This window comes from Micromonospora sp. CPCC 205546 (assembly GCF_036902715.1).
Lineage (GTDB): Bacteria > Actinomycetota > Actinomycetes > Mycobacteriales > Micromonosporaceae > Micromonospora.
Map to the genome: position 1 here is coordinate 32,215 of NZ_JBAKHL010000012.1, position 21,535 is coordinate 53,749.

The 21,535-nt window shown below is 75.1% G+C and carries 21 protein-coding genes; 13 read left to right on the top strand and 8 right to left on the bottom strand.

Annotation, left to right across the window (positions count from 1 at the left end; all coding sequences use genetic code 11):
- Position 1 precedes the first annotated feature (1 nt).
- From V6U77_RS09475 to V6U77_RS09495, 5 genes are read left to right on the top strand one after another with little or no spacing between them, the layout of a single operon-like run.
- The gene (locus tag V6U77_RS09475; protein ID WP_334605873.1) at positions 2–745 is read left to right on the top strand and encodes a monooxygenase; all 744 of its coding nucleotides are present in this window, start codon (positions 2–4) and stop codon (positions 743–745) included.
- The gene (locus V6U77_RS09480) at positions 742–1,317 is read left to right on the top strand and encodes a GNAT family N-acetyltransferase (protein ID WP_334605874.1); all 576 of its coding nucleotides are present in this window, start codon (positions 742–744) and stop codon (positions 1,315–1,317) included. The genes V6U77_RS09475 and V6U77_RS09480 overlap by 4 nt, the downstream gene beginning before the upstream one ends.
- Entirely contained in the window at positions 1,314–2,165 is an 852-nt protein-coding gene (locus tag V6U77_RS09485) for a carotenoid biosynthesis protein (protein WP_334605875.1), read from the top strand. The genes V6U77_RS09480 and V6U77_RS09485 overlap by 4 nt, the downstream gene beginning before the upstream one ends.
- Entirely contained in the window at positions 2,162–3,289 is a 1,128-nt protein-coding gene (locus V6U77_RS09490; RefSeq protein ID WP_334605876.1) for a glycosyltransferase, read from the top strand. Before V6U77_RS09485 ends, V6U77_RS09490 begins: the two co-directional genes overlap by 4 nt.
- Before the next feature lie 10 nt (positions 3,290–3,299).
- A complete protein-coding gene (locus tag V6U77_RS09495; protein ID WP_334605877.1) occupies positions 3,300–4,787 on the top strand; it encodes a phytoene desaturase family protein in 1,488 nt (495 codons plus the stop codon).
- A gap of 58 nt (positions 4,788–4,845) precedes the next feature.
- Here V6U77_RS09495 and V6U77_RS09500 read toward each other — a convergent pair whose 3' ends face one another.
- Positions 4,846–5,535 carry a CDP-alcohol phosphatidyltransferase family protein gene (locus V6U77_RS09500; protein ID WP_334605878.1) on the bottom strand — a complete coding sequence of 230 codons (690 nt, stop codon included), beginning with the start codon at positions 5,533–5,535 and terminating at the stop codon, positions 4,846–4,848.
- 43 nt (positions 5,536–5,578) lie between these two features.
- Positions 5,579–6,496: a methylenetetrahydrofolate reductase [NAD(P)H] gene (metF, locus tag V6U77_RS09505; RefSeq protein ID WP_334605879.1), complete on the bottom strand. Its 918-nt coding sequence runs from the start codon at positions 6,494–6,496 to the stop codon at positions 5,579–5,581.
- A gap of 247 nt (positions 6,497–6,743) precedes the next feature.
- On the opposite strand from metF, the gene V6U77_RS09510 reads away from it, so the two are divergent.
- On the top strand, positions 6,744–8,162 hold the full coding sequence (locus V6U77_RS09510) for a transcriptional regulator (protein WP_334605880.1): 1,419 nt from the start codon (positions 6,744–6,746) through the stop codon (positions 8,160–8,162).
- Positions 8,163–8,171: 9 nt separating this feature from the next.
- Positions 8,172–9,254, top strand: coding sequence for a polyprenyl synthetase family protein (locus V6U77_RS09515; RefSeq protein ID WP_334605881.1), 1,083 nt, complete (start codon positions 8,172–8,174; stop codon positions 9,252–9,254).
- Positions 9,255–9,282: 28 nt separating this feature from the next.
- On the opposite strand, the gene V6U77_RS09520 is transcribed toward V6U77_RS09515, so the two are convergent.
- Positions 9,283–9,678 (bottom strand): Rv2175c family DNA-binding protein, encoded by a 396-nt coding sequence (locus V6U77_RS09520; RefSeq protein ID WP_442934405.1) that lies wholly within the window; start codon positions 9,676–9,678, stop codon positions 9,283–9,285.
- A 164-nt stretch (positions 9,679–9,842) separates the two neighbouring features.
- Here V6U77_RS09520 and pknB point away from each other — a divergent pair, with 164 nt between their 5' ends.
- Together pknB and V6U77_RS09530 are read left to right on the top strand one after the other, a co-directional pair.
- The gene (pknB, locus tag V6U77_RS09525; protein WP_334605882.1) at positions 9,843–11,831 is read left to right on the top strand and encodes a Stk1 family PASTA domain-containing Ser/Thr kinase; all 1,989 of its coding nucleotides are present in this window, start codon (positions 9,843–9,845) and stop codon (positions 11,829–11,831) included.
- Positions 11,832–11,833: 2 nt separating this feature from the next.
- Positions 11,834–12,697 carry a deoxyribonuclease IV gene (locus tag V6U77_RS09530; protein ID WP_334605883.1) on the top strand — a complete coding sequence of 288 codons (864 nt, stop codon included), beginning with the start codon at positions 11,834–11,836 and terminating at the stop codon, positions 12,695–12,697.
- A 49-nt stretch (positions 12,698–12,746) separates the two neighbouring features.
- On the opposite strand, the gene V6U77_RS09535 is transcribed toward V6U77_RS09530, so the two are convergent.
- The 4 genes from V6U77_RS09535 to V6U77_RS09550 all read right to left on the bottom strand — a co-directional run bounded on the left by V6U77_RS09535 (position 12,747) and on the right by V6U77_RS09550 (position 17,659).
- Positions 12,747–13,778 (bottom strand): threonine aldolase family protein, encoded by a 1,032-nt coding sequence (locus tag V6U77_RS09535; protein WP_334605884.1) that lies wholly within the window; start codon positions 13,776–13,778, stop codon positions 12,747–12,749.
- A gap of 108 nt (positions 13,779–13,886) precedes the next feature.
- Entirely contained in the window at positions 13,887–15,293 is a 1,407-nt protein-coding gene (locus tag V6U77_RS09540) for a class II 3-deoxy-7-phosphoheptulonate synthase (protein WP_121400510.1), read from the bottom strand.
- A 72-nt stretch (positions 15,294–15,365) separates the two neighbouring features.
- Positions 15,366–15,863 carry a hypothetical protein gene (locus tag V6U77_RS09545; protein ID WP_334605937.1) on the bottom strand — a complete coding sequence of 166 codons (498 nt, stop codon included), beginning with the start codon at positions 15,861–15,863 and terminating at the stop codon, positions 15,366–15,368.
- A 170-nt stretch (positions 15,864–16,033) separates the two neighbouring features.
- Positions 16,034–17,659 (bottom strand): glycosyl hydrolase family 18 protein, encoded by a 1,626-nt coding sequence (locus V6U77_RS09550; RefSeq protein WP_334605885.1) that lies wholly within the window; start codon positions 17,657–17,659, stop codon positions 16,034–16,036.
- Between the two features lie 218 nt (positions 17,660–17,877).
- On the opposite strand from V6U77_RS09550, the gene V6U77_RS09555 reads away from it, so the two are divergent.
- The 4 genes from V6U77_RS09555 to V6U77_RS09570 all read left to right on the top strand — a co-directional run bounded on the left by V6U77_RS09555 (position 17,878) and on the right by V6U77_RS09570 (position 21,002).
- Complete coding sequence (locus V6U77_RS09555) at positions 17,878–18,372, top strand: glutathione peroxidase (protein ID WP_334605886.1); 495 nt, start codon at positions 17,878–17,880, stop codon at positions 18,370–18,372.
- A gap of 84 nt (positions 18,373–18,456) precedes the next feature.
- Positions 18,457–18,888, top strand: coding sequence for a hypothetical protein (locus tag V6U77_RS09560; protein WP_334605887.1), 432 nt, complete (start codon positions 18,457–18,459; stop codon positions 18,886–18,888).
- A 357-nt stretch (positions 18,889–19,245) separates the two neighbouring features.
- Positions 19,246–19,920, top strand: coding sequence for an NADPH-dependent F420 reductase (locus tag V6U77_RS09565; RefSeq protein ID WP_334605888.1), 675 nt, complete (start codon positions 19,246–19,248; stop codon positions 19,918–19,920).
- Positions 19,921–20,054: 134 nt separating this feature from the next.
- Positions 20,055–21,002 carry a threonine ammonia-lyase gene (locus V6U77_RS09570; RefSeq protein ID WP_334605889.1) on the top strand — a complete coding sequence of 316 codons (948 nt, stop codon included), beginning with the start codon at positions 20,055–20,057 and terminating at the stop codon, positions 21,000–21,002.
- A gap of 102 nt (positions 21,003–21,104) precedes the next feature.
- Here the strand turns inward: V6U77_RS09570 and V6U77_RS09575 are convergent, their stop codons facing one another.
- Positions 21,105–21,455: a DUF2203 domain-containing protein gene (locus V6U77_RS09575; protein ID WP_334605890.1), complete on the bottom strand. Its 351-nt coding sequence runs from the start codon at positions 21,453–21,455 to the stop codon at positions 21,105–21,107.
- Between the last annotated feature and the right edge of the window lie 80 nt (positions 21,456–21,535).

Below are 21,535 nucleotides of genomic sequence, written 5' to 3' on the forward strand. Positions count from 1 at the left end.
TGTGAGCGGGCCCGACGTCCCGGAACTGGTCACGCTGCACGTGTGGCGCACCTCGCGCGCCGCGCTGCCCCGGGCGCTGACCCGGATGGCGCTCGACCCCCGGCGGTTGCGCGCGCTGCCCGGCGTGCGGTTCGGCAAGCTGCTCGGCACCGGGACCGGCACCGGCTTCGGGCCGGGCGACGCCGACCTCACCCGGTGGGCGGCGCTGATCGTGTGGGACTCCCCCGCCGCCGCGGCCGGCTTCGACGCCTCGTCGGTGGGGCGCGCCTGGGCGCGGATCGCCCGCGCGTCCGTCCGGGTCGACCTGCGCCCGCTGAGCAGCCGGGGCGAGTGGTCGGGCCGCCGGCCGTTCGGGGAGCCGCCCGGCGGCCGGGTCACCGGCCCGGTGCTGGCGCTGACCCGGGCCCGGCTGCGGCCGCGGCGCGCGGCCACCTTCTGGCGGGCGATCCCCCCGGTGGCCGCCGCGCTGCACGCCGCACCCGGCCTGCTGGCCCGCTTCGGCGTCGGCGAGGCCCCGCTGGGTTGGCAGGGCACGGTGAGCGTGTGGCGCGACCCGGCAGACCTCGTGGCGTTCGCGTACCGTCACCCGGAGCATCGGGCGGCGATCATGCGGACCCCCACCGAGGGGTGGTACGCGGAGGAACTCTTCGCGCGGTTCGAGGTGCGCGACGTGGTGGGCGAACGAGCGGTGCTGGGGTGGGTCGCGGACGGCGATCCGGGAACGGCGGAGGGTGCACGGGCATGAGGTTGGTGCGGTGGACGCCGGACGATCTCGTCCGACGGCTGGACGACGTGGTGGCCGTCTACGGCGAGGCGATGGGTTACCGCCCTGAGCTGCTGGACTCCCGGCGCGGCTACATCGCCACCCACGTACGCCGACCCGGCTTCCGCGCCGTCGCCAGCCTGACCAGCGAGGGCCACCTGGCCGGCTTCGGCTACGGCTACCTGGGCGGCTCGGGGCAGTGGTGGCACGACCAGGTCTGGCGGGCGCTGGACACCCCGGCCCGGCAGCGCTGGCTGACCCACTGCTTCGAGGTGGTCGAGTTGCACGTCCGTCCGCCCGCGCAGGGGCACGGTCTGGGCGCGCGGCAGCTGCGGGCCCTGCTCAGCCTGGCGGAGGGGACGACCACCCTGCTCTCCACCCCCGAGGCCGACGAGACGCGGTCCCGCGCCTGGCGGCTGTACCGCCGGTTCGGCTTCGTCGACGTCCTGCGCGACTTCCACTTCCCCGGCGACGAGCGCCCGTTCGGCGTGCTCGGCCGGGACCTGCCGCTGGAGCCCCCGGCGGCCCCCGCGCCCGCCCGGGGCGCCCCGTGACCCGACGGCTGTCCTGGGCGCTGCTGGCCGTGCTGGTGCTGGCGCAGATCTGCTACCCGCTGACCACCGGGCAGACCCGGGCCCGGCTGACCGTCGCCACCGTCGTGCTCGGTTACCTGCTCTCGGTCGGCCACGCGCTGCTCAGCCGGGGCCCGCGTACGGCGGCGGCGTTGGTCGCGGTGGCCACTGTCGGCGGGTTCGCCATCGAGGCGCTCGGCGTGGCCACCGGCTTCCCGTTCGGCAGTTACGACTACTCCGGCGAGCTGGGGCCGAAGCTGGCCGGGGTGCCGCTGATCATCCCGCTGGCCTGGACCTGGATGGCCTGGCCGGCGTGGCTGGCCGCCACCCGGTTGACCGGCGGCGACACCGGGGACCGGCCGGGGCGCCGGGGCGGGTGGTTCCCCGTCCGGCGGATCGCGCTGGCCGCCGTCGGGCTGGCCGCCTGGGACCTCTTCCTCGACCCGCAGATGGTGGCCGAGGGCTACTGGGCCTGGCGGGACGCCAGCCCCGCGCTGCCCGGCCTGCCCGGCATCCCGGTGAGCAACTACCTGGGCTGGCTGCTCTTCGCCGTGCTGATGATGAGCGCGCTACGCCCGTTGGCCGGGCCCGCCGTGGCCACCACCGACGGGCGCGACGACCCGATGTTCGCGCTCTGGCTGTGGACGTACTTCTCCAGCGTGCTGGCCCACGCGGTCTTCCTTGACCTGCCCGCCTCGGCGCTCTGGGGCGCGGCCGGCATGTCGGTGGCCGCCGTGCCGCTGGCGGTCACGCTGGTCCGCGCCCGCCGCGACGACGACCGGCACCCGTCGCGTCCGCCGCAGCGCCCCGGCGTCGACGCGTCGGCATGACCGCCGTCCTGGCGCTGCTGCTCGCCGTGGCCGCGCTGACCGCGCACACCCTGGTCAACGCCGGCCGCTGGCTGCGCCGCCCGGCCGAGCGGCCGGCGCCGGTCACCGAGGCCGTGGCGGTGCTGCTGCCGCTGCGCGACGAGGCCGCGCGGGTCACCCCGTGCCTGCGCGCGCTGCTCGCCCAGCGGGGCGTGGCGCGGCTACGCGTGGTGGTGCTCGACGACGGGTCGACCGACGGCACCGCGGACGTGGTCCGCGCGGTGGCCGGCGACGACCCGCGGGTCACCCTGCTCGACGGGGTCGCCCCGCCGCCGGGCTGGCTGGGCAAGCCGCACGCCTGCTGGCAGCTGGCCACCCGGGTCGACCCCGAGGCGACCGCGCTGGTCTTCGTCGACGCCGACGTGGTGCTCGCCCCGGACGCGGTCGCGGCGGCCGTCACCGAGTTGCGCGCCGCGCGGGTGACGCTGCTGTCGCCGTACCCCCGGATCCTGGTGGCGACGGTGGCCGACCGGCTGGTCCAGCCGTTGTTGCAGTGGCTCTGGCTGACCTTCCTGCCGCTGCGGGCGATGGAGCGGTCGCCGCGGCCGTCGCTGGCCGCCGCCGGCGGGCAGTTCCTGGTGGTGGACCGGGCCGGCTACGAGGCCGCCGGTGGGCACGCCGTGGTGGCGGAGAAGATCCTGGAGGACGTCGAGCTGGCCCGCGCGGTCAAGCGGGCCGGCGGCCGGATCGCCCTCGCCGACGGCTCGCGGCTGGCCTCCTGCCGGATGTACGAGAACTGGCCGCAGCTGCGCGACGGCTACTCGAAGTCACTCTGGGCGACCTTCGGCAACCCGGGGGCGGCGGCCGTCGTGGTGACCCTGCTGCTCCTGCTGTACACCGCTCCGCCGCTGCTGGCGGGGGTCGCCCTGGCCGTCGGCGCGCCGGCGGTGGCCGCCGCGGCGCTCGCCGCCTACCTGCTCGGGGTCACCGGTCGGGCGGTCAGCGCCCGGGCGACCGGCGGCCGGTGGTGGCCCGACGCGCTGGTACACCCCGTGTCGGTCGTGGTCCTCGGTTGGCTGACCCTGCGGTCGTACCATCTGCGGAAGCGGCGTCGCCTGTCCTGGCGCGGTCGCCCCGTCATCTAGGAGGCGCGGCATGGCGCGGATCGTGGTCGTCGGCGCCGGGGTGGGAGGCCTGGCCACCGCCGCCCGGCTGGCCGCCACCGGGCACCAGGTCACCGTGCTCGAACGCGCGGACACCGTCGGCGGCAAGCTCGGCCGGTACGTCCACGACACCCCGGCGGGCCCGTTCCACTTCGACACCGGACCGAGCCTGCTCACCCTGCCCGACGTCTTCCACGACCTGTTCGAGGCGACCGGCGCGAAGCTCGACGAGTACCTGGACCTGACGCCGGTGGACCCGATCGTGCGGCACGTCTTCCCCGGCGGCGCCCCGGTCCTCGACTCCTGCGCCGACCCGGCCGAGTTCGCCGCCCGCGTCGGCGCGGCCTTCGGCGACCGGGCCGCCGCGGACTGGCAGCGGCTGTGGCGCCGGGCGGCACGGGTGTGGCAGGCGTCGCACCGGGACATCCTGCGCCGCCCGATCGACTCCCCGCTGGACCTGGCGGCGCTGGCCTGGCGGCTGGGCGACCTGGCCGCCATCGGCCCGGGCCGGACGCTACGTGGGCTGGGCCGGCGGCACCTGTCCGACCCCCGGCTGCGGATGCTGCTGGACCGGTACGCCACCTACACGGGCGCCGACCCGCGCCGGGCGCCGGCCGCCCTGGTCGCCGTGCCCTACGCCGAGCTGACCTTCGGCGGCTGGTACCTGCGCGGCGGGTTGGGCACGCTCGCCGACGCGCTGCTGACCCGCTGCCTGGACCTCGGCGTGGTCGTGCGGACCGGCGCCACGGTCACCCGGATCGACGCCGCGGGCGGCCGGGTGCACGGCGTACGCCTGCGCGGCGTCACCGCGCCCGTCCCCGCCGACGTGGTGGTGGCCAACGTCGACGCGCTGACCCTCTACCGGGACCTGCTGCCCAACCCGCGCCGGCTGACCGGGCTGACCGACCGCAGCCTGGCCGGGTTCGTGCTGCTGCTCGGCGTCGCCGGGGAGTCGGGGCTGGCCCACCACAACGTGTTCTTCCCCCGCGACTACGACGCCGAGTTCGACGCCGTCTTCGGCCACCCCGGGCGCGGGGTTCGGGCCCGACCGGCGGCCGACCCCACCGTCTTCGTCACCGTGGCCGACGACCCGGTGGTCCGGCCGGCCGGCCACGAGGCGTGGTTCGTGCTGGTCAACGCCCCCCGGCACGGCGCCGCCACCGGGGCCGTCGACTGGCGCCGGCCCGGGCTCGCCGAGGCGTACGCCGAGCGGGTCCTCGACGTGCTGGCCGAGCGCGGCGTCGACGTGCGGGACCGGCTGGTGTTCCGGGAGGTCCGCACCCCCGCCGACCTGGACGACGCGACCGGCGCGCCCGGCGGGTCGATCTACGGCACCGCCGGCGGCCTGCTGCGCCCGGCCAACCGGGGACCGGCGCACGGGCTGTGGCTGGTCGGCGGCTCCAGCCACCCGGGCGGCGGCCTGCCGATGGTGACGCTCTCCGCCCAGATCGTCGCCGACGACATCGGCCCCGCCTGGTAGCCGCCCGCCGCCTCGACGCCGAGCGCCACCCGGGACGGTCCGGTGCGGTCCGGTGCGGTCAGCCGGCGTCGATCAGGGCCCGCCGGACGGCGGAGAGCAGCTGGCCGAGGCCGAACCCGGCCAGCAGCACCCAGACGGCGGTCGCCATGGTGATCGTGCCGGCGGCCAGGTCCGGCTCGATCAGCCCGGTCAGCCCGGCCAGCAGCAGCCCGACCAGGGCCACCGAGACCCGGGTGGGACGCTCCCCCACGGTCACCGCGCCGAGTTCCCGCATCCCGGCGGAGACGGCCCGGGAACGGACGTACTCGTGCAGCCAGGAGAGCGCACCGGCCGTCACGACGAGCGCCCCCGGCGCGCCGACCAGCCAGAACGCCGCCAGCCAGGCGACCTCGCCGAGCCGGTCGGCCAGCGAGTCGTAGACGTAGCCGAGCCGGGTGGTCCGGTTCGTGGCCACCGCCACCGCGCCGTCGACGCTGTCCGCCACGGCGGCGAACAGCACGAACAGCGACGCGAGGAAGGGACCGTTCTGCGGCCGTACGGCGAACAGCGGCACGCAGGCGCAGAGCAGCACGCCGACCACGGTGACCGGGGTCGGGCCGACCCGCAGCCGGCCCAGCACGAACCCGACGTGGTAGGCGAACCGCAGCCAGGCGCGGACGACCGGGGCCGCCGCCCGGGGGTCGAACCCTCCGTGCAACCGTGCCCAGGCCGTGGCGTATTCGTCCCAGTTCAGCTGTGTGCCCACCACGGAACAACCGTCGCACCGCCGCCCAGGTGTCGCGGCAGCGGGGTCACCTCCGCGCGCCGACCTGCAGGTTCTGCCAGACCTCGCGGGTGGCGGTGGAACGGTTGAGGGTGATGAAGTGGATCCCGGGCACGCCCTCGTCGAGCAGCCGCCGGCACATCTCGCTGGCCTGTTCGACGCCGAGCCGGCGCACCGCCTCCGGGTCGTCGGCGACCTTCGCGAACCGCTCGGCCAGGGCCGGCGGGAAGGGCGCCCCCGAGAGCTGCACCGAGCGCTCGATGGTGCCGATCTGGGTCACCGGCATCACGCCGGCCAGGATCGGGGTGTCGCAGCCGGCGGCGGCCACCCGGTCGCGCAGCCGCAGGTAGTCGTCGGCGTCGAAGAACATCTGGGTGATCGCGAAGTCGGCGCCGGCCCGGCACTTGCGCACGAAGTGCTCCGTGTCCCTGGCCACGTCGGGTGAACGCGGGTGCTTGTAGGGAAAGGCCGCCACCCCGACGCTGAAGTCGCCGGCGTCGCGCACCAGACGGACCAGGTCCTCGGCGTGCTGCACGCCCTCGGGGTGGCACACCCAGTCGCCGCCCGGGTCGCCCGGCGGGTCGCCCCGCACGGCGAGCACGTTGCGCACCCCGACCCCGGCGAGCCGGCCGATGACGTGGCGCAACTCGGCCACGGAGTGGTTGACCGCGGTCAAATGGGCCATCGGCAGCAGGGTGGTCTCGGTGGCGATCCGCTCGGTGACCGCGACGGTGGTGTCGCGGGTCGACCCGCCCGCGCCGTAGGTGATCGAGACGAACGACGGGCGCAGCGACTCCAGCTCGCGGATCGCCTGCCACAGCAGCTGCTCGCCCTGCGCGGTCTTCGGCGGGAAGAACTCGAAGGAGAAGGTCGGCTGACGGTCGCGGATCAGCTCCCCGATCGCCGGCTGCTGATTGGGGAGGACCGATGGAAGACCGAGCGCCACGCCACGACTCTAGCCGGCCGGGCCCTTCGTACCGACACCTTCCCACGCTGGCGGCCGGGTCGTACGGCCGCCGGGTCGGCCGGGCCGGAAAGCGTCGTACCCAGGGAGTAGTCATATGACAGCGCGGGGTGGGCCGGCCGGAGGCCGGCCCACCCGGGGGCACGCGCGGGGGTCAGCATCCACCGGTGGCGCACCGGTCCCGTGCCACGGGTCCGCGCCGCCTCGCCGACACCCCTCCGGAGGACCGATGACCCCGCCCCCGCCGCCCGGCCCGCAGCTGCTCGGACCGCTGCTCGCCCAGCTCCGGCTGGCCCGGGGCTGGAGCCAGCTGAGGGTCGCCGCCGAGCTCTGCGCCGCCTCCGGGGTGCCCACCCTCAGCCGGCACGAGGTTTCCCGGTGGGAGCGGCAGCTCCGCGTCCCCGGCGAGTTCTGGCTCGGCTGGCTCGCCGTCGTCCTGGCGGTGCCGGTAGACCTGCTGACCGCCGCCTCGGTCCGCACCCGCAGCCTCGCTGCGCCGCCGGCCTCCGCCGGATCCCGGCCCCGGACGGCGTTGCTCGCCCTGGCCCAGCGCTGGCTGGCCGACCCGCGCGCCGTGCTGCTGCCCGGCGCGCCCACCCGGCCCGCCGGCCCGGACGGCGGTGGGAGTCACCCGGCCGGATCTGGGCTGCCGGACGACGGGCCGGTGGCCGCCGGCGGGCGGGCGGTGCCGGCGCGGTTGGCGGAGCTGCGCCGACTCGACGACCTCGCTGGCGGGGCCGACCTGGTCGGGTTCGGGACGTACCGGCTGGGTCGGGCGGTGCGGGCACTGGCCGGGTGCGCCCGCACCGCCCGGCCCCGGCTGCTGCGCGAGCTGGCCGAGTCCGCCCAACTCGCCGGCTGGCTCGCCGCGGACGCGGGGGACGCGACCGCGGCCCTGCACGCCTACCGGCTGGCGTTGCGCGCCGCCGCGACGGCGGGCGACCCGGCGCTCGCCGGGCACGTCCTCGGCTCGGCCAGCCACCTGCTCAGCGGCGTCGGTGACCCGGAGGGCGCCCTGGTGCTGGCCCGCACCGCGTACGCCGGGGCACTGCCGTCGGCCAGCCCCGGCCTGCGGGTGCTGCTGCTGCACCGGGTGGCCCTGGCCGCGGCGCTGGGCGGCCGGGTCGGGGCGGCCCGACAGGCGCTCGACGCGGCCCGCCGGGTGACCGACGCGCCGGAGCCGGGCCGGGAGCCGCCGTGGCTCTACTGGCTCGACGGGCCGGAGCTGGCCGCGATGACCGGGCGCACGCTGGTGGCGCTGGGTCGCCCGCTCCCGGCCGAGGCGCCGCTGCACGCCGTCCGGCGGCGCGGCCCCCGCACCTCCGCGATCTACGGCGGCTGGCTGGCCAGGGGCTACCTGCAGCTCGGCGAGGTGGAGCGGGCCTGCGCGGTGGCCGGCGAGGCGCTGCTCGACGCGATCCGCGCCGGGTCGCCCCGCGCCCTGGGTCAACTGACCGAGGTACGCCGACGGCTGGCCGGGCACGGCGACGAACCGGCCGCACGCCGGTACCGGGCACTCGCCGCGGCGGCGGCGCCGTACCTGCCCCGGTCGGGGCCGCCACCTGGGCCGGCCGGCCGGCGGGCCCGCACGTGGCGTGCGGCGCGTCGGGCCCCCGGTGGCGCGACGGGGTCCACCCCGACCGGCTAGCGTCGGGGCGTGACCCACGCTGCTCCTGTTTCCCCCGTCGACCGCGCCGGGCTGCGTCAACGGATCGACAAGGCCCTGACCGAGTTCCTCGCCAGCCAGCGCGCCTGGATGGCCGGGGTCGACGACGCCCTGGCACCGCTCGCCGAAGCGATCGAGGTGTTCGTCCTCGGCGGCGGCAAGCGGCTGCGGCCGGCGTTCGCCTACTGGGGGTTCCGGGGAGCCGGCGGGGTGGACACCGACCAGGTGGTCACCGCCCTGGCCGCGCTGGAGTTCGTGCAGGCCAGCGCGTTGATCCACGACGACCTGATGGACCGGTCCGACACCCGGCGCGGCGAGCCGGCCGTGCACCGGCGGTTCGCGGCCCGGCACCGGGCGGCCGGCTGGGGCGGCGACCCGGACGGCTTCGGCGACGCCGCGGCGATCCTGCTGGGCGACCTGTCCCTGGTCTGGTCCGACGAGCTGCTGCACTCCGCCGGGCTGGACCCGCACACGGTGGCCCGGGCCCGGCCGGTCTTCGACGCCATGCGCACCGAGGTCACCGTCGGCCAGTACCTCGACGTGCTGACCCAGGTCACCGGGGACACGTCCGTGGAGCGGGCCGGCAAGGTGGCCCGCTACAAGTCGGCGAAGTACACGGTCGAACGGCCGCTGCTGCTCGGCGCCGCGCTGGCCGACGCGGCGGTGGAGGTCCGGACGGCGTACTCCGCGTACGGGCTGCCGTTGGGCGAGGCCTTCCAGCTCCGCGACGACGTGCTGGGGGTGTTCGGCGATCCCGCGCAGACGGGCAAGCCGGCCGGTGACGACCTGCGTGAGGGCAAGCGGACCTACCTGGTGGCGGCGGCCCTGGAGACGACCGACGGGGCGGGCCGGGAGCTGCTGCTCGGCGGCCTCGGCGACCCCGGGCTGGACGAGACCGGGGTCGCCCGGCTGCGCGAGCTGATCGACGGCAGCGGGGCGCTGGCGCGTACGGAGCAGCGGATCGGGATGCTCACCGACACCGCGCTGGCCGCGCTGGCCGCCGTCGACCTGGACACCGAGGCCCGGCAGGCCCTGGTCGACCTCGCCATCGCCGCCACCCGCCGCGCCGACTGACCGGCCCGGGCGAGGGCGGCAAGTCGGCTCAGAAGCCCAGGGCCTGTGCCCGGCGCTTGACCTCGCGGGCCTGGTCACCGGCGAGCGCCTTGGCGGGAGCGGCGCCGGGCAGGGTGTCGTCCGGCGCGTAGAGCCAGCGCAGCGCGGCCTCGTCGTCGTAGCCCGCGTCGGCCAGCAGGTTCAGCACGCCGGGCAGGTGCTTGAGCACGGTCTGGTTGGCCACCAGGTCGGCAGGCATCCGGCGGACGCCGTCGCGGCGCACCGCGAGCAGCTCCCGGTCCCGGATCATCTGGTGGACCTTGCTGATCGACACGTCGAGGCGCTCGGCCACGTCCGGCAGGGTCAGCCAGTCGGCGGGATCGGCGGGGCCGGCGGCGGAATCGGAGTGGGGCACGGCCCGGTCGGCGGGTACTGAGTCGGTCACCGGACCACCCTGCCACGTCCCTCCCGGTCGGGGCCAACGGCACCCCGACGAGCCGGCTGAGCAGGGCCGGCGGCGAAGGTGAGCGCGGCGGGGCAGTCGTGGTCGCACCCCATCTGTAGCATCCTGTTCAACCTTCGCCCCCTGGACACATAGACTCCCTGCCGATGGACACACAGGTCGCCGACACGTTGCTGGGCTCGCTTATCGACGGGCGCTACCGCATCCGCGGTCGCGTGGCCCGTGGCGGCATGGCGACCGTGTACACCGCCACCGACGAGCGCCTCGAGCGCACCGTCGCGCTCAAGATCATTCATCCGTCCCAGGCCCCGGAACCGGGGGCGCGGGCGACGGGCTTCGTGGAGCGGTTCACCGACGAGGCGAAGACCATCGCCCGGCTGACCCACCCCAACGTCGTCGCGGTCTACGACCAGGGCACCCACTCCGGCCTGCCCTACCTCGTGATGGAGTACGTCCGCGGTCGCACCCTGCGCGACGTGCTCGCCGAGCGGCGCCGGCTCAATCCCGACGAGGCGCTGGCCATCGCCGAGCAGATGCTCGCCGCGATCGCCGCCGCCCACCGGGCGGGGCTGGTGCACCGCGACGTGAAACCGGAGAACGTGCTGGTCGCCGAGGCCCCCACCGGCGGCGCGGCCAACCTGGTCGACAGCGTGGTCAAGGTCGCCGACTTCGGGCTCGCCCAGGCGGTGGAGGCGAGCGCCGACGACGACAACGGCACCCAGTTGATGGCCACGGTCGCGTACGTGGCCCCGGAGCTGGTGACCGACGGGCACGCCGACCCCCGCACCGACGTCTACTCCGCCGGCATCGTGCTGTTCGAGATGCTCACCGGTCGGGTGCCCTACGACGGCGACCGCCCGGTCGACGTCGCCTGGCAGCACGTCGACAAGGACGTTCCGGCACCGTCGACGCTGGTGCCCGGCCTGCCCAGGTCGCTCGACGAACTGGTCGCCCGGGCCACCCGCCGCGATCCGGGTGCCCGGCCCACCGACGCCGGCGCGCTGCTCGCCGAGGTGCAGGCGGTCCGCGACGACCTGGGCGACGCGAACACGCGTACCGCCGTGCTGCGCCGGGTGTCCGACGAGCCGATGGCCGGGCCGACCATGATGGTCGCGGCGGTCAAGCCGGCCGAGCGGCCCGCCTGGGCCCGGCTGCCCGAGGGCGGCGGCCCCCGCGCGGGCCGGCGCCGGGCCGAGCCCGAGGAGCGCGAGAGCCTGTGGTCGCGGCTCTCCGCGCTGCGCAGCCGCGTGATGGGCGACCCGCGAGGCCGCAGGGCGGCCATCGCCGCCGTGGTGGTGCTGGTCCTGCTGGTCGCCGGCGGCGGCTGGTGGTTCGCGGCCGGGCGCTACACGCAGGCCCCGCAGCTGGTGGCGATGACCAAGGCCGACGCCGAGGCGCAGGCCGCCCGCGCCGGGATCGTCCTCAGCTACGCCCAACCGCGCTACGACGAGAAGGTGCCGAAGGACGCCGTCCTGGCACAGGACCCGGTCTCGGCCACCCGGATCGTCAAGGGCGGCACCGTCACGCTGACCCTCTCCCTGGGTCCGGAGCGCTTCCCGGTGCCCGACGTGGTGGGCAAGGAGTTCGAACTCGCCGAGGCGGACCTGCTCGACGCGAAGCTGGTGGTGGCCAAGGGCACCGCCCGCTACGACGACAGCCTGCCCGCGGGCGTCGTGCTGGACACCAACCCGAAGGCCGGCACCGAGGTGAAACCGGGCGACAAGGTCACGGTCGTCCTGAGCAAGGGCAAGGCCCCGATCTCCGTACCCAACCTGGTCGGCAAGAGCCTGGGCGAGGCCCGGACGATCCTCGCCCAGCTGGGCCTGCAGCTGGTGGAGCCGCCCACCTACAAGGACTCCGACAAGCCCCGCGACGAGATCCTCGGGCAGAGCCCGGCGGACGGCACCGGGGTGGAGCGGGGAGCGAAGGTCAAGCTGGAACTCAGCAAGGGTCCGCCGCTGGTCGCCGTGCCCCGGGTCATCGACCTGCCGTGTCAGCAGGCCAAGCAGCTGCTGGAGAGCCAGGGCTTCCCGGTGGCGATCCAGTTCAACCCGAACGGCATCACCCGCTTCCAGAACCCGCCGGAGAACACGCAGGTGCCGCCGGCCACCCCGGTCACCCTCGGATGCATGTAGCGATGCCGGCACCGCAGCGACTGGTCGGCTCGCACACGCCCACCTCCGGCGGCCTGGCGAGGGCCGCCCTGCCGTACGTCGACGCGGCCGGCTCGCAGGTCGTGCAGGTCTACGTGTCCAACTCGCGGGGCTGGGCGCTGCCGGCCGGTGACCCGGCCCAGGACGTGCTGTTCCGCGACGGCTGCGGCGAGCGGGGCGTGCCCGTCTTCATCCACGCGTCGCTGCTGGTCAACCTCGGCTCCCCCACCGCGAACACGGTCGAGCGTTCGGCGCAGACGCTCGCCCACGCGCTGCGCCGGGGCCGGGCGATCGGCGCCGAGGGCGTGGTCTTCCACGCCGGCAGCGCCGTCGACGAGGGGTACGCCGACACCGCGATGCGACAGGTACGCGAGACGCTGCTGCCGCTGCTCGACGAGGCGGCGGCAGCGGACGGTCCGCGGCTGCTGGTCGAGCCGAGCGCGGGCGGCGGTCGCTCGCTCGCCTCCCGGGTGGAGCAGCTCGGGCCCTACCTCGACGCGGTGGAGCGGCACCCTTGGCTGGGGGTCTGCTTCGACACCTGCCACGCGTGGGCGGCCGGGCACGACCTGGCCGCCGAGGGCGGCATGACCGCGACACTGGACACGCTCGTGGCGACGGTCGGGGCCGACCGGCTGCGGCTGGTGCACGCGAACGACTCGAAGGACCTCTGCGGCTCCACCCGGGACCGGCACGAGAACATCGGCAAGGGCGCCATCGGCGAGCCGGCGTTCGCCGAGCTGATGGCGCACCCGGCCACCGCCGGCGTCCCGGTCGTGGTGGAGACCCCGACGGAGAAGCACGTCGGCCACGCCGCGGACATCGCCACCCTGAGGCGTCTGCACTCCTGACGTCACCGGGCGGGGTTCACCTCCACCCACGGCCCGACGACGGCGGGGGTCAGCCCCGCAGGACGCGGGTGAGGACCTCGATCGCGCGGTCGATCCCTGCGTCGTCGACGTCCAGGTGGGTGACCAGGCGGGCCGTGCGGGGGCCGAGCACCGAGACCAGGACTCCCTCGGCGCGGGCGGCGGCGGCCAGGGCGTGCGCGTCCAGTGCCGCCTTGGTCAGGTCGAGCGGCACCAGGTTGGTCCGGACGGTCGTGGCCAGCACCCCGAACGGGGCGATCGCCTCGGCGAGCCGGGCGGCCTTCGCGTGGTCGTCGGCGAGCCGGTCGACGTGGTGGGCGAGGGCGTACCGGCCGGCGGCGGCCAGGATGCCGGCCTGCCGCATCCCGCCGCCCATCCGCTTGCGGACGAACCGGGCCCGCTCGATCTTCTCGGCGCTGCCGACGACCAGTGAGCCGACCGGCGCGCCGAGGCCCTTGGAGAGGCAGACCGACAGGGAGTCGAAGAGGGCGCCGTACTCGGCCAGCGGCACGCCGTCGGCGACGTGCGCGTGCCAGATCCGGGCGCCGTCGCAGTGCAGGGCGACCTGCGCGTCGTCGGCGATGCGGCGCAGCTCGCGCAGGGTGGCCAGCGGGATCACCCCGCCACCGCCCCGGTTGTGGGTCTGCTCGACGGCGATCGCCCGGGTGGGCACCGCCCAGTAGCCGTCCGGGCGGACCATGGCGGCGACCGCGTCCGGGTCGACGTCCGCGCCGACCGCCGGCCAGGTCCGCGAGGAGATGCCGCCGTACGCCGCGGCTGCCCCGATCTCGTACGTCACCACGTGCGCGTCGGCGTCGCAGAGCAGTTCGTTGCCGGGCGGCACCACCAGTTGCAGGGCGATCTGGTTGGCCATCGACCCGCTCGGGGCGAACAGCGCCGCCTCGTGGCCGAACAGCGCGGCGACCTCGGCCTCCAACGCGTTGACGGTGGGGTCCTCGCCGTAGACGTCGTCGCCGACCTCGGCAGTGGCCATCGCCTCCCGCATCCCCGGCGTCGGCCGGGTGACGGTGTCCGAACGCAGGTCCACGAACTGATCAGCCACTGTCGTCCCTTCGGCCGCCGACTGCGGGGCTCGCAAGCTCACTCCTCGCGTCAGCCACTGTCGTCCCTTCGGCCGCCGACTGCGGGGCTCGCAAGCTCACTCCTCGCGTCAGCCACGGAGCATCTCCGCCACGAGGAACGCCAGCTCCAGCGACTGCTGGGTGTTCAGTCGCGGGTCGCAGGCGGTCTCGTACCGGCCGGGCAGGTCGAGGTCCTCGATGCCCTGGGCGCCGCCGAGGCACTCGGTGACGTCCTCACCGGTCAGCTCGACGTGCAGCCCGCCGGGGTGGGTCTCCAGGCCCCGGTGCACCTCGAAGTAGCCGAGCACCTCGTCGACGATCCGGTCGAAGTGCCGGGTCTTGTAGCCGTTGGACGACTCGTGCGTGTTGCCGTGCATCGGGTCGCACTGCCAGACCACCTTGGCGCCGGCGGCGGTCACCTTCGCCACGATGGGCGGCAGGGCGTCGCGGACCCGGTGGTTGCCCATCCGGCTGATCAGGGTGAGCCGCCCGGGGACGTTCTCCGGGTTGAGCTTCTCGCAGAGCTCGATCGCCTCGTCCGGGGTCGTCGTCGGGCCGAGCTTCACGCCGATCGGGTTGGCGATGCGGGAGATGAAGTCGATGTGCGCTCCGTCGATCTGCCGGGTGCGCTCGCCGATCCACAGGAAGTGCCCGGACAGACCGTACGCCCGGCGGTCGGAGACCCGGGTCAGCGCCCGGTCGTACTCCAGGGCGAGGGCCTCGTGGGAGCAGTAGAGGGTGACGGTGCGCAGCGCCTCGTCGTCGGTCATCCCGCAGGCCCTGATGAAGGCCAGCGCTCGGTCGATCTCCCGGGCGATCGCCTCGTAGCGCTCGCCGGCCGGGGAGTTCTTGACGAAGCCCTTGTTCCAGTCGTGCACGGCGTGCAGGTCGGCCAGCCCGCCGGCGAGGTACGCGCGGAGCATGTTCATCGCGGCGGCCGAGTTCGCGTACGCCCGGATCATGCGCTGCGGGTCGGCGGCCCGCGCCTCCGGCGTCGCCTCCAGCGAGTTGATCATGTCGCCGCGGTAGGCGGGCAGCCCGCGCGCGTCGGTCGGCAGCGACCGGGGCTTGGTGTACTGCCCGGCGACCCGGGCCACCTTGACCACCGGCAGCGAGGCCCCGTAGGTGAGCACGATCGCCATCTGGAGCAGGGTGCGGGCGTTGGCCAGCAGGTGGCTCTCGGTGTTGTCGACGAAGGTCTCCGCGCAGTCGCCGCCCTGGAGCAGGAACGCCTTGCCCTCGCACACCAGCGCCAGCCGCTGCCGCAGCTGGTCGACCTCGTAGGGCGCCACCACCGACGGCACGGTGTCGAGCACCTTGCAGACCTCGGCGACCCCCGCCGGGTCAGGCCAGGGCGGGGTCTGCGCGCGCGGCAACTCCCGCCAGCGGTCAAGGCCGAGGGCCGCGTCCTCGGCGGAGTCGACGGTCGGACGGCTGGTCTGCAGCCCAGGGCTGCCCACCGCGGGATGGCTCAGCTGATGCCACTCATGGCGCATGACAGAAAGCGTACGGCGACCGACCCCGCGCCCTGTCGGCGAGGGGGATGGTTCCGGCAGGTGAGAGCGGGCTCACCCGGACACGGGCGAGGCGGGGGCGGCCGGGGACGGGGTGTTGCCGCCCGGCGCCTCGGCCGCGATGCACCAGTCGGCGCCGTCGCGGGTGACCGTGAACAGCAGCGGCCGGGTGGTCGTGCGGGAACCGGCGGCGACCGAGATCGACGTGCTCACCTCCTGGCCCCGGGGACCGGAGCGGATGTCGGTGATCTCGGCCTGCGGCACGGTGAAGTGGTCGGCGAAGTCGCCGTTGGGGCCGGTGGCGGCGGCGTCGAAGCTCTGCTGGAGGGCGGCGCAGAGCTGGCTGCGCCCGGCGGCGACGTCCTTCGCGGTCATCGCGTCGAGGTACGCCTGCACCCGCTCCCGCGACTTCGCGGCGGCCTCCTCGGCCGGGGCCCGCCCGGGCTTGGTCGCCGGGTCCTCCTCCTCGCCGATGCCGCAGCCGAGCAGGGCGAGGGGCAGGGCCCCGAGCAGCGCGACACCCGCCGCCAGCCTCCCGCGCGTCGTGCGCATCGCCACCTCCGTCGCCGTGGACATCGAGCCCCTTGGGCGGCGAGTCTGTCACATCGACACATGTGCCCCGACGCCGCCGCGCCCGGGCCCGGGCGGTCCGGGCACAGCCGACGGGGAGGGACCGGTGCGTGGTCCCTCCCCGCCGTGTGGGTGGTGCGTCGGCACTCGGCTCAGCCGAGACCGCCCTTGATGGCGCCGATCAGTTCGCCGTTTCCGGTGTCACCGGAGAGCTCCCAGAAGAAGGCGCCACCGAGGCCCTGGTTCTTCGCGTACGTCATCTTGCCGTTGATCGTGGAGGGGGTGTCGTAGCTCCACCAGTTGCTGCCGCACTTGGCGTACGCCGTGCCGGCGACGGTGCCGGTGGCCGGGCAGGTGTTCTTGAGGACCTTGTAGTCCTCGATGCCCTGCTCGTAGGTGCCCGGGGCGGGGCCGGTGGCGGTGCCACCCGGGGCGGTCTGGGTCACCCCGGTCCAGCCCCGGCCGTAGAAGCCGATGCCGAGCAGCAGCTTGTCCGACGGGATGCCCTTGCTCTTGAGCTTCTGGATCGCCGCGTCGGACCAGAAGCCCTGCTGCGGGATGCCGGCGTACGAGGTGAGCGGGGAGTGCGGGGCGGTGGGGCCCTGCGCGTTGAAGGCGCCGAAGTAGTCGTACGTCATCGGCATGATCCAGTTGAGGTGCGTCGCGGCGCCGGCGTAGTCGGTGGCGTCGATCTTGCCGCCGTTGCTGCCGTCCGCCGTGATCGCGGCGGTCACCAGCGCCGACGAGCCGAACTTCGACCGCAGCGCGCTGACCACGTTCTTGAAGGCGTTCGGGCCGCTGCTGTCACAGGTGAGTCCGCAGGCGTTCGGGTACTCCCAGTCGACGTCGATGCCGTCGAAGACGTCCGCCCAGCGCGGGTCCTCGACCAGGTTGTGGCAGCTCTCGGCGAACGCGGCCGGGTTCTGCGCGGCCTGGGTGAAGCCGCCGGACCAGGTCCAGCCGCCGAAGGACCAGATCACCTTCAGGTTCGGGTACATCTTCTTGAGCTTGCGCAGCTGGTTGAAGCTGCCGCGCAGCGGCTGGTCCCAGGTGTCGGCGACGCCGTCGACGCTGTCCGCCGCGGTGTAGGCCTTCTCGTAGTCGGCGTAGCTGTCACCGATGGTGCAGCGGCCACCGGTGGTGTTGCCGAAGGCGTACAGGATGTGGGTCAGCTTGGCGGCCGAGCCGCTGGTGTGGATGTTCTTCACGTGGTAGTTGCGGGCGTAGACGCCCCACTGCGCGAAGTAGCCGACGACCTTCTTGCCGCCCGGGCCCGGCGGCGGGGTGGTGGGCGGAGGCGTGGTCGGCGGCGCGGTGGTGGGCGGCGCCGTGGTCGGCGGGGTCGTGGTCGGCGGGGCGGTGGTGGGGGGCGGGGTGCCGCCGCCGCACGGCGCGCCGTTGATCGTGCAGTTCAGCGGCGCCTTGTACGCGCCGGTGCCGTTGTAGCCCCAGCTGAACGCGCCGCCCGCCGGGAGCGGACCGGCCCAGCTCTTCTTCACCGCGACGTAGTGGTCGCCGGTGCGCGTGACGTCGGCGTCCCAGGAGCTGCTGATGCTGGTGCCCGACGGCAGGTCGAACTCGATGCGCCAGGTGCTCACCGGGGCGCTCGTCCCGTTGGTGATGGTCACCCGCGTCTCGTGACCGGTCCCCCAGTCCTGCGCCTTGGCGAACCCGGCGGTCACGCTGCCGGCGCCGAAGGCACTGGCCATCGGGACGGTGGCGGCGGTCACCGCCATCACGGCGCCGACCCAGAGGGCCCGGCGGAGCGATCTCTTCATACGGCGTCTCCCCAAACAGTTAGGAAACTTTCCAGATTGATGGTGAGACGCTACTCACGCCGTCATCCTTTCGTCAAGATGTGCATGTATCGATTTCTACTGGGAGCGCGACCAGCTCCGACCGCCCCCGGGCCGACAACGGTCGGGCGGGCGCCGTACGCCCCGGGAGTGCCCGTGGCGGCCGGCACCGGCCCGGTGCTGGCGGGTAGCTTCGGCCCATGACCGTCTTCGACACCCGGATCGACGCCCTGGCCGGAGGTCCGGCCGACCTCACGCGGTACCGCGGACGCGCGCTGCTGGTCGTCAACGTCGCCTCGCGCTGCGGCCTCACCCCGCAGTACGCCGGCCTGCAGGCGCTGCACGACGAGTACGCCGACCGCGGCCTGGTGGTGCTCGGCGTGCCCTGCAACCAGTTCGCCGGCCAGGAGCCGGGCAGCGCCGCCGAGATCAGCGACTTCTGCGAGGTGAACTACGGGGTGACCTTCCCCCTGACCGAGAAGGTGGAGGTGAACGGGCCCGGCCGCCACCCCCTCTACGCGGCGCTGGTGGACACGGCCGACGCCGAGGGCCACACCGGCGACGTGCGGTGGAACTTCGAGAAGTTCCTCGTCGCGCCGGACGGCACGGTGGCCGCCCGGTTCGCACCCACCGTCGAGCCCGGCGCGCCCGACCTGCGTGCCGCGATCGAGAAGGTGCTGCCCCCGGCAGCCTGAGGACCCTCCGTCCCGCCGCGCCGTTGCGTGTCGACCGGACTACGATCGGCGACACCTGGGACGGTCCGGGCGGAGGGGGGCGGGATGTTCTTCGCGGTGCAGGGAAAGCTCGCACCGGGCCAGATCCCGCCCGGCCACCACGTCGACATCCAGGGTCCGCTCGACGCCGGTCGGGTGGTGCTCGACGCCGCCGTGCCCGACGACGTGCTGCGTGAGCACGGCCCGTTGCGGCACATCCCACCGGCCCCCGGGCACCTCGACGCCCCCGGACGGCACCGCTTCGTGCTGGAGCACCTGCTCGCGCGGGTCGACGAGGCGGTGACCTACATCCGGATGTCGCCGGCGGACCTTCCGCCGTTCGTCCGGGAGCTCCTGGCGACGGCCGAGCCGGTGGTCTTCGCCTGGACCGACCCGACGACCGGCGAACGCGTCGATCGGGTGGTTACGGCGGTCCGGCGGCCCGGCGATCCGGACGACCGGGCCGGGCGCGGCGCACCCGGGCCCCGTCGGCCCTGACCGCACGGCTCACTGCTCGACGACGGGGGCCCGGTCGGGCCGGCCCGCGCAACCCGGATCGGGGCGAGCGCGGCGGCGAACTCCCCCGCCTCGCACCAGAGCGACGCGGGGTCGCCCCAGAGTCGTCGCGCCGAAGCGGGCCCCCGACGCGGAGCCCGGCAGTACGTTGAGCGGGCGGGACCCGGCGTGCACGGGCAGCACCACGCCCGCCTGGCCGGCCTGCCCGTCGCCGGACCCCGCGCCCGGCCGGGCGCCGTCGGCCGGTCGCCGCACCGGGCACCGGGCACCGGGCACCGGGCCGGATTGTCGACCATCCCGGTGGGGAATGCCCTCACCGTGAGCGGAGTTGGGAACGACATGACAACTGTGGGACTGATCGGCAGTGGACACATCGGTGGCACGGTGGCGCGGCTGGCGGTGGCCGCCGGCTACGACGTGGTGCTGAGCAACTCGCGCGGCCCGGAGACCCTCAAGGACCTCGTCGAGGAGCTGGGCCCGCGCGCCCGGGCCGCCACGGCCCGGGAGGCCGCGGAAGCCGGCGACCTGGTGGTCGTCACCATCCCCCTGAAGGCGTACCGGGACGTGCCGGTCGAGCCGCTCGCCGGCAAGCTCGTGCTCGACACCAACAACTACTACCCGCAGCGGGACGGACAGGTCTCCGAGCTCGACTCGGGCGCCACCACCAGCAGCGAGCTGCTCCAGCGGCACCTGCCGCAGTCGCGGGTGGTCAAGGTGTTCAACAACATCTACTTCAAGCACCTGCACGTGCTGGCCCGGCCGACGGGCGCCGACGACCGCAGCGCGCTGCCCGTCGCCGGCGACGACGCGGGCGCGAAGGCCGACGCCACGGCCTTCCTCGACCGGATCGGCTACGACGCCGTGGACGCCGGGACGCTCGCCGAGAGCTGGCGCTACCAGCCGGACACCCCGGCGTACGGGACCATCTACTCCGCCGACCCGGCGGACTGGGAGCGCGAGGCGCCGGCCGACGCCGCCAGGGTCCGCGCCGCCCTGGCCGAGGCCACCCGCTGAGCCACTCCCCCGTCGCGGCCACCGCGACCCGGCCGTCGAGCCACTGAGCCACTGAGCCACTGCGATCGCACCACAGCCCCCGGCCGGACGCACCGAGGGCGGTGCGTCCGTCCGGGCCGGGCTAGGCTGCGACCGTGCAGCTCACCACCGTGGACGACGTCGTCACGGCCGAGAAGCGCATCGCGGGGCGGGTCGTTCGCACCCCGCTGCTGCCCTGCCCCCGCCTCGGCGACCCGCTGCGACTCGATCTCGCGGTCAAGGCCGAGAACCTCCAGCACACCGGCAGCTTCAAGGTGCGGGGCGCGCTCAACGCGCTGCTCGCCCGCGTCGAGCGGGAGCAGGCGCCCGCCGGACTGACCGCCTTCTCCGCCGGCAACCACGCGGCGGCGGTGGCCTTCGCCGGTCGCGCCTTCGGCCTGCCGACGGTCGTCTGCATGCCGCCGCACGCGGTGCCGACCAAGATCGAGGCGGTCCGGCGCCACGGCGGTGAGGTCGTCCTCACCGACGACCTGCTGGGCACCTGCCAGGCCCTGGCGGCGGAGCGGGGCTACCACCTCCTGCACCCGTTCGACGACCCGGACGTCATCGCCGGCCAGGCCACGGTCGGCAGGGAGATCCTGGCCGACGGCCCGCCACCGGAGCTGGTCCTCGTGCCGGTCGGTGGCGGCGGGCTCATCAGCGGCGTGGCGTCGGCCGTGCGCGCGGCCGTCCCGACCGCCCGCGTCGTCGGCGTCGAGCCGGTCACCGCCAACGCGGTCGGCCACGCCCTGCGCACCGGCGGCGAAGCCCTCACGGTACGACCCGCGTCGATCGCCGACGGACTGGCGGCTCCGTTCGCCGGACGGCACACCCTGGCGCACGTCGGCGCGCTGGTGGACGAGGTGGTCGAGGTGTCCGAGGAGGACATCCGGGCCGCCTGGTGGGGGCTGATGGACGCCACGAAGCTCCTGGTCGAGCCGTCCGCCGCCGTCACCCTCGCCGCCTTGCGGGCCGGCCTGGTCGACGCCGGACCCGGCACCCGTACCGTGCTGGTCCTCAGTGGCGGGAACGTCGCCCCGGCCACGCTCGCATCCCTGGCCTGAGCACCGCCGGTGCGGACGATGGGTCGACCCGACGCCCCCGCCGGCCGCTCCCCCACCGCCGACCCGGACGGGGTGGCCGCCGGCCGGCGCCGGCGGGCCGGGTCAGACCGGGCGGCGGCCGGCGAAGCCGCACTCCACCCGGTGGTACCAGCGCACGTCGGTGTCCCCCTCCAGCCAGCACCAGAGCACCGGCCGGCCGTCACGCTCGCCGGAGAAGTCGAGCAGCACCGGCGCGATGCCCTTGACCTGGATGTCGTGGGAGTGCAGGTCCTCGACGACGGCGTGCAACCGCGCCTCCAGCCCCTTGACCTCGGCCAGTCCGCCGAGCGGGCTCGCACCCCGCTCGGCCAGGTCGGCGCGCAGCTCGGCCAGGTCGGCCCGCAGCCGGATCAGCTCGTCGACGCGCGGGCGCAGGGTGGCGATCAGGTGACGGGCCTGGGCGAGGGTGAACACCGGGCCAGTATGGAGCACCCGACGCGCCGAGCGCGCCCGCTCGGGCACCCGACAGGCGGAGCCGCCACGGCGCCGGGCGG

What these genes read in the sequence shown, in the direction of transcription:
- V6U77_RS09480 (WP_334605874.1), top strand. Translation starts at nt 742, where the DNA reads ATGAGGTTGGTGCGGTGGACGCCGGACGATCTCGTCCGACGGCTGGAC.
- V6U77_RS09490 (WP_334605876.1), top strand. Translation starts at nt 2,162, where the DNA reads ATGACCGCCGTCCTGGCGCTGCTGCTCGCCGTGGCCGCGCTGACCGCG.
- V6U77_RS09495 (WP_334605877.1), top strand. Translation starts at nt 3,300, where the DNA reads ATGGCGCGGATCGTGGTCGTCGGCGCCGGGGTGGGAGGCCTGGCCACC.
- V6U77_RS09510 (WP_334605880.1), top strand. Translation starts at nt 6,744, where the DNA reads ATGACCCCGCCCCCGCCGCCCGGCCCGCAGCTGCTCGGACCGCTGCTC.
- pknB (WP_334605882.1), top strand. Translation starts at nt 9,843, where the DNA reads ATGGACACACAGGTCGCCGACACGTTGCTGGGCTCGCTTATCGACGGG.
- V6U77_RS09530 (WP_334605883.1), top strand. Translation starts at nt 11,834, where the DNA reads ATGCCGGCACCGCAGCGACTGGTCGGCTCGCACACGCCCACCTCCGGC.
- V6U77_RS09540 (WP_121400510.1), bottom strand. Translation starts at nt 15,293, where the DNA reads ATGCGCCATGAGTGGCATCAGCTGAGCCATCCCGCGGTGGGCAGCCCT.
- V6U77_RS09545 (WP_334605937.1), bottom strand. Translation starts at nt 15,863, where the DNA reads ATGCGCACGACGCGCGGGAGGCTGGCGGCGGGTGTCGCGCTGCTCGGG.
- V6U77_RS09550 (WP_334605885.1), bottom strand. Translation starts at nt 17,659, where the DNA reads ATGAAGAGATCGCTCCGCCGGGCCCTCTGGGTCGGCGCCGTGATGGCG.
- V6U77_RS09555 (WP_334605886.1), top strand. Translation starts at nt 17,878, where the DNA reads ATGACCGTCTTCGACACCCGGATCGACGCCCTGGCCGGAGGTCCGGCC.
- V6U77_RS09560 (WP_334605887.1), top strand. Translation starts at nt 18,457, where the DNA reads ATGTTCTTCGCGGTGCAGGGAAAGCTCGCACCGGGCCAGATCCCGCCC.
- V6U77_RS09565 (WP_334605888.1), top strand. Translation starts at nt 19,246, where the DNA reads ATGACAACTGTGGGACTGATCGGCAGTGGACACATCGGTGGCACGGTG.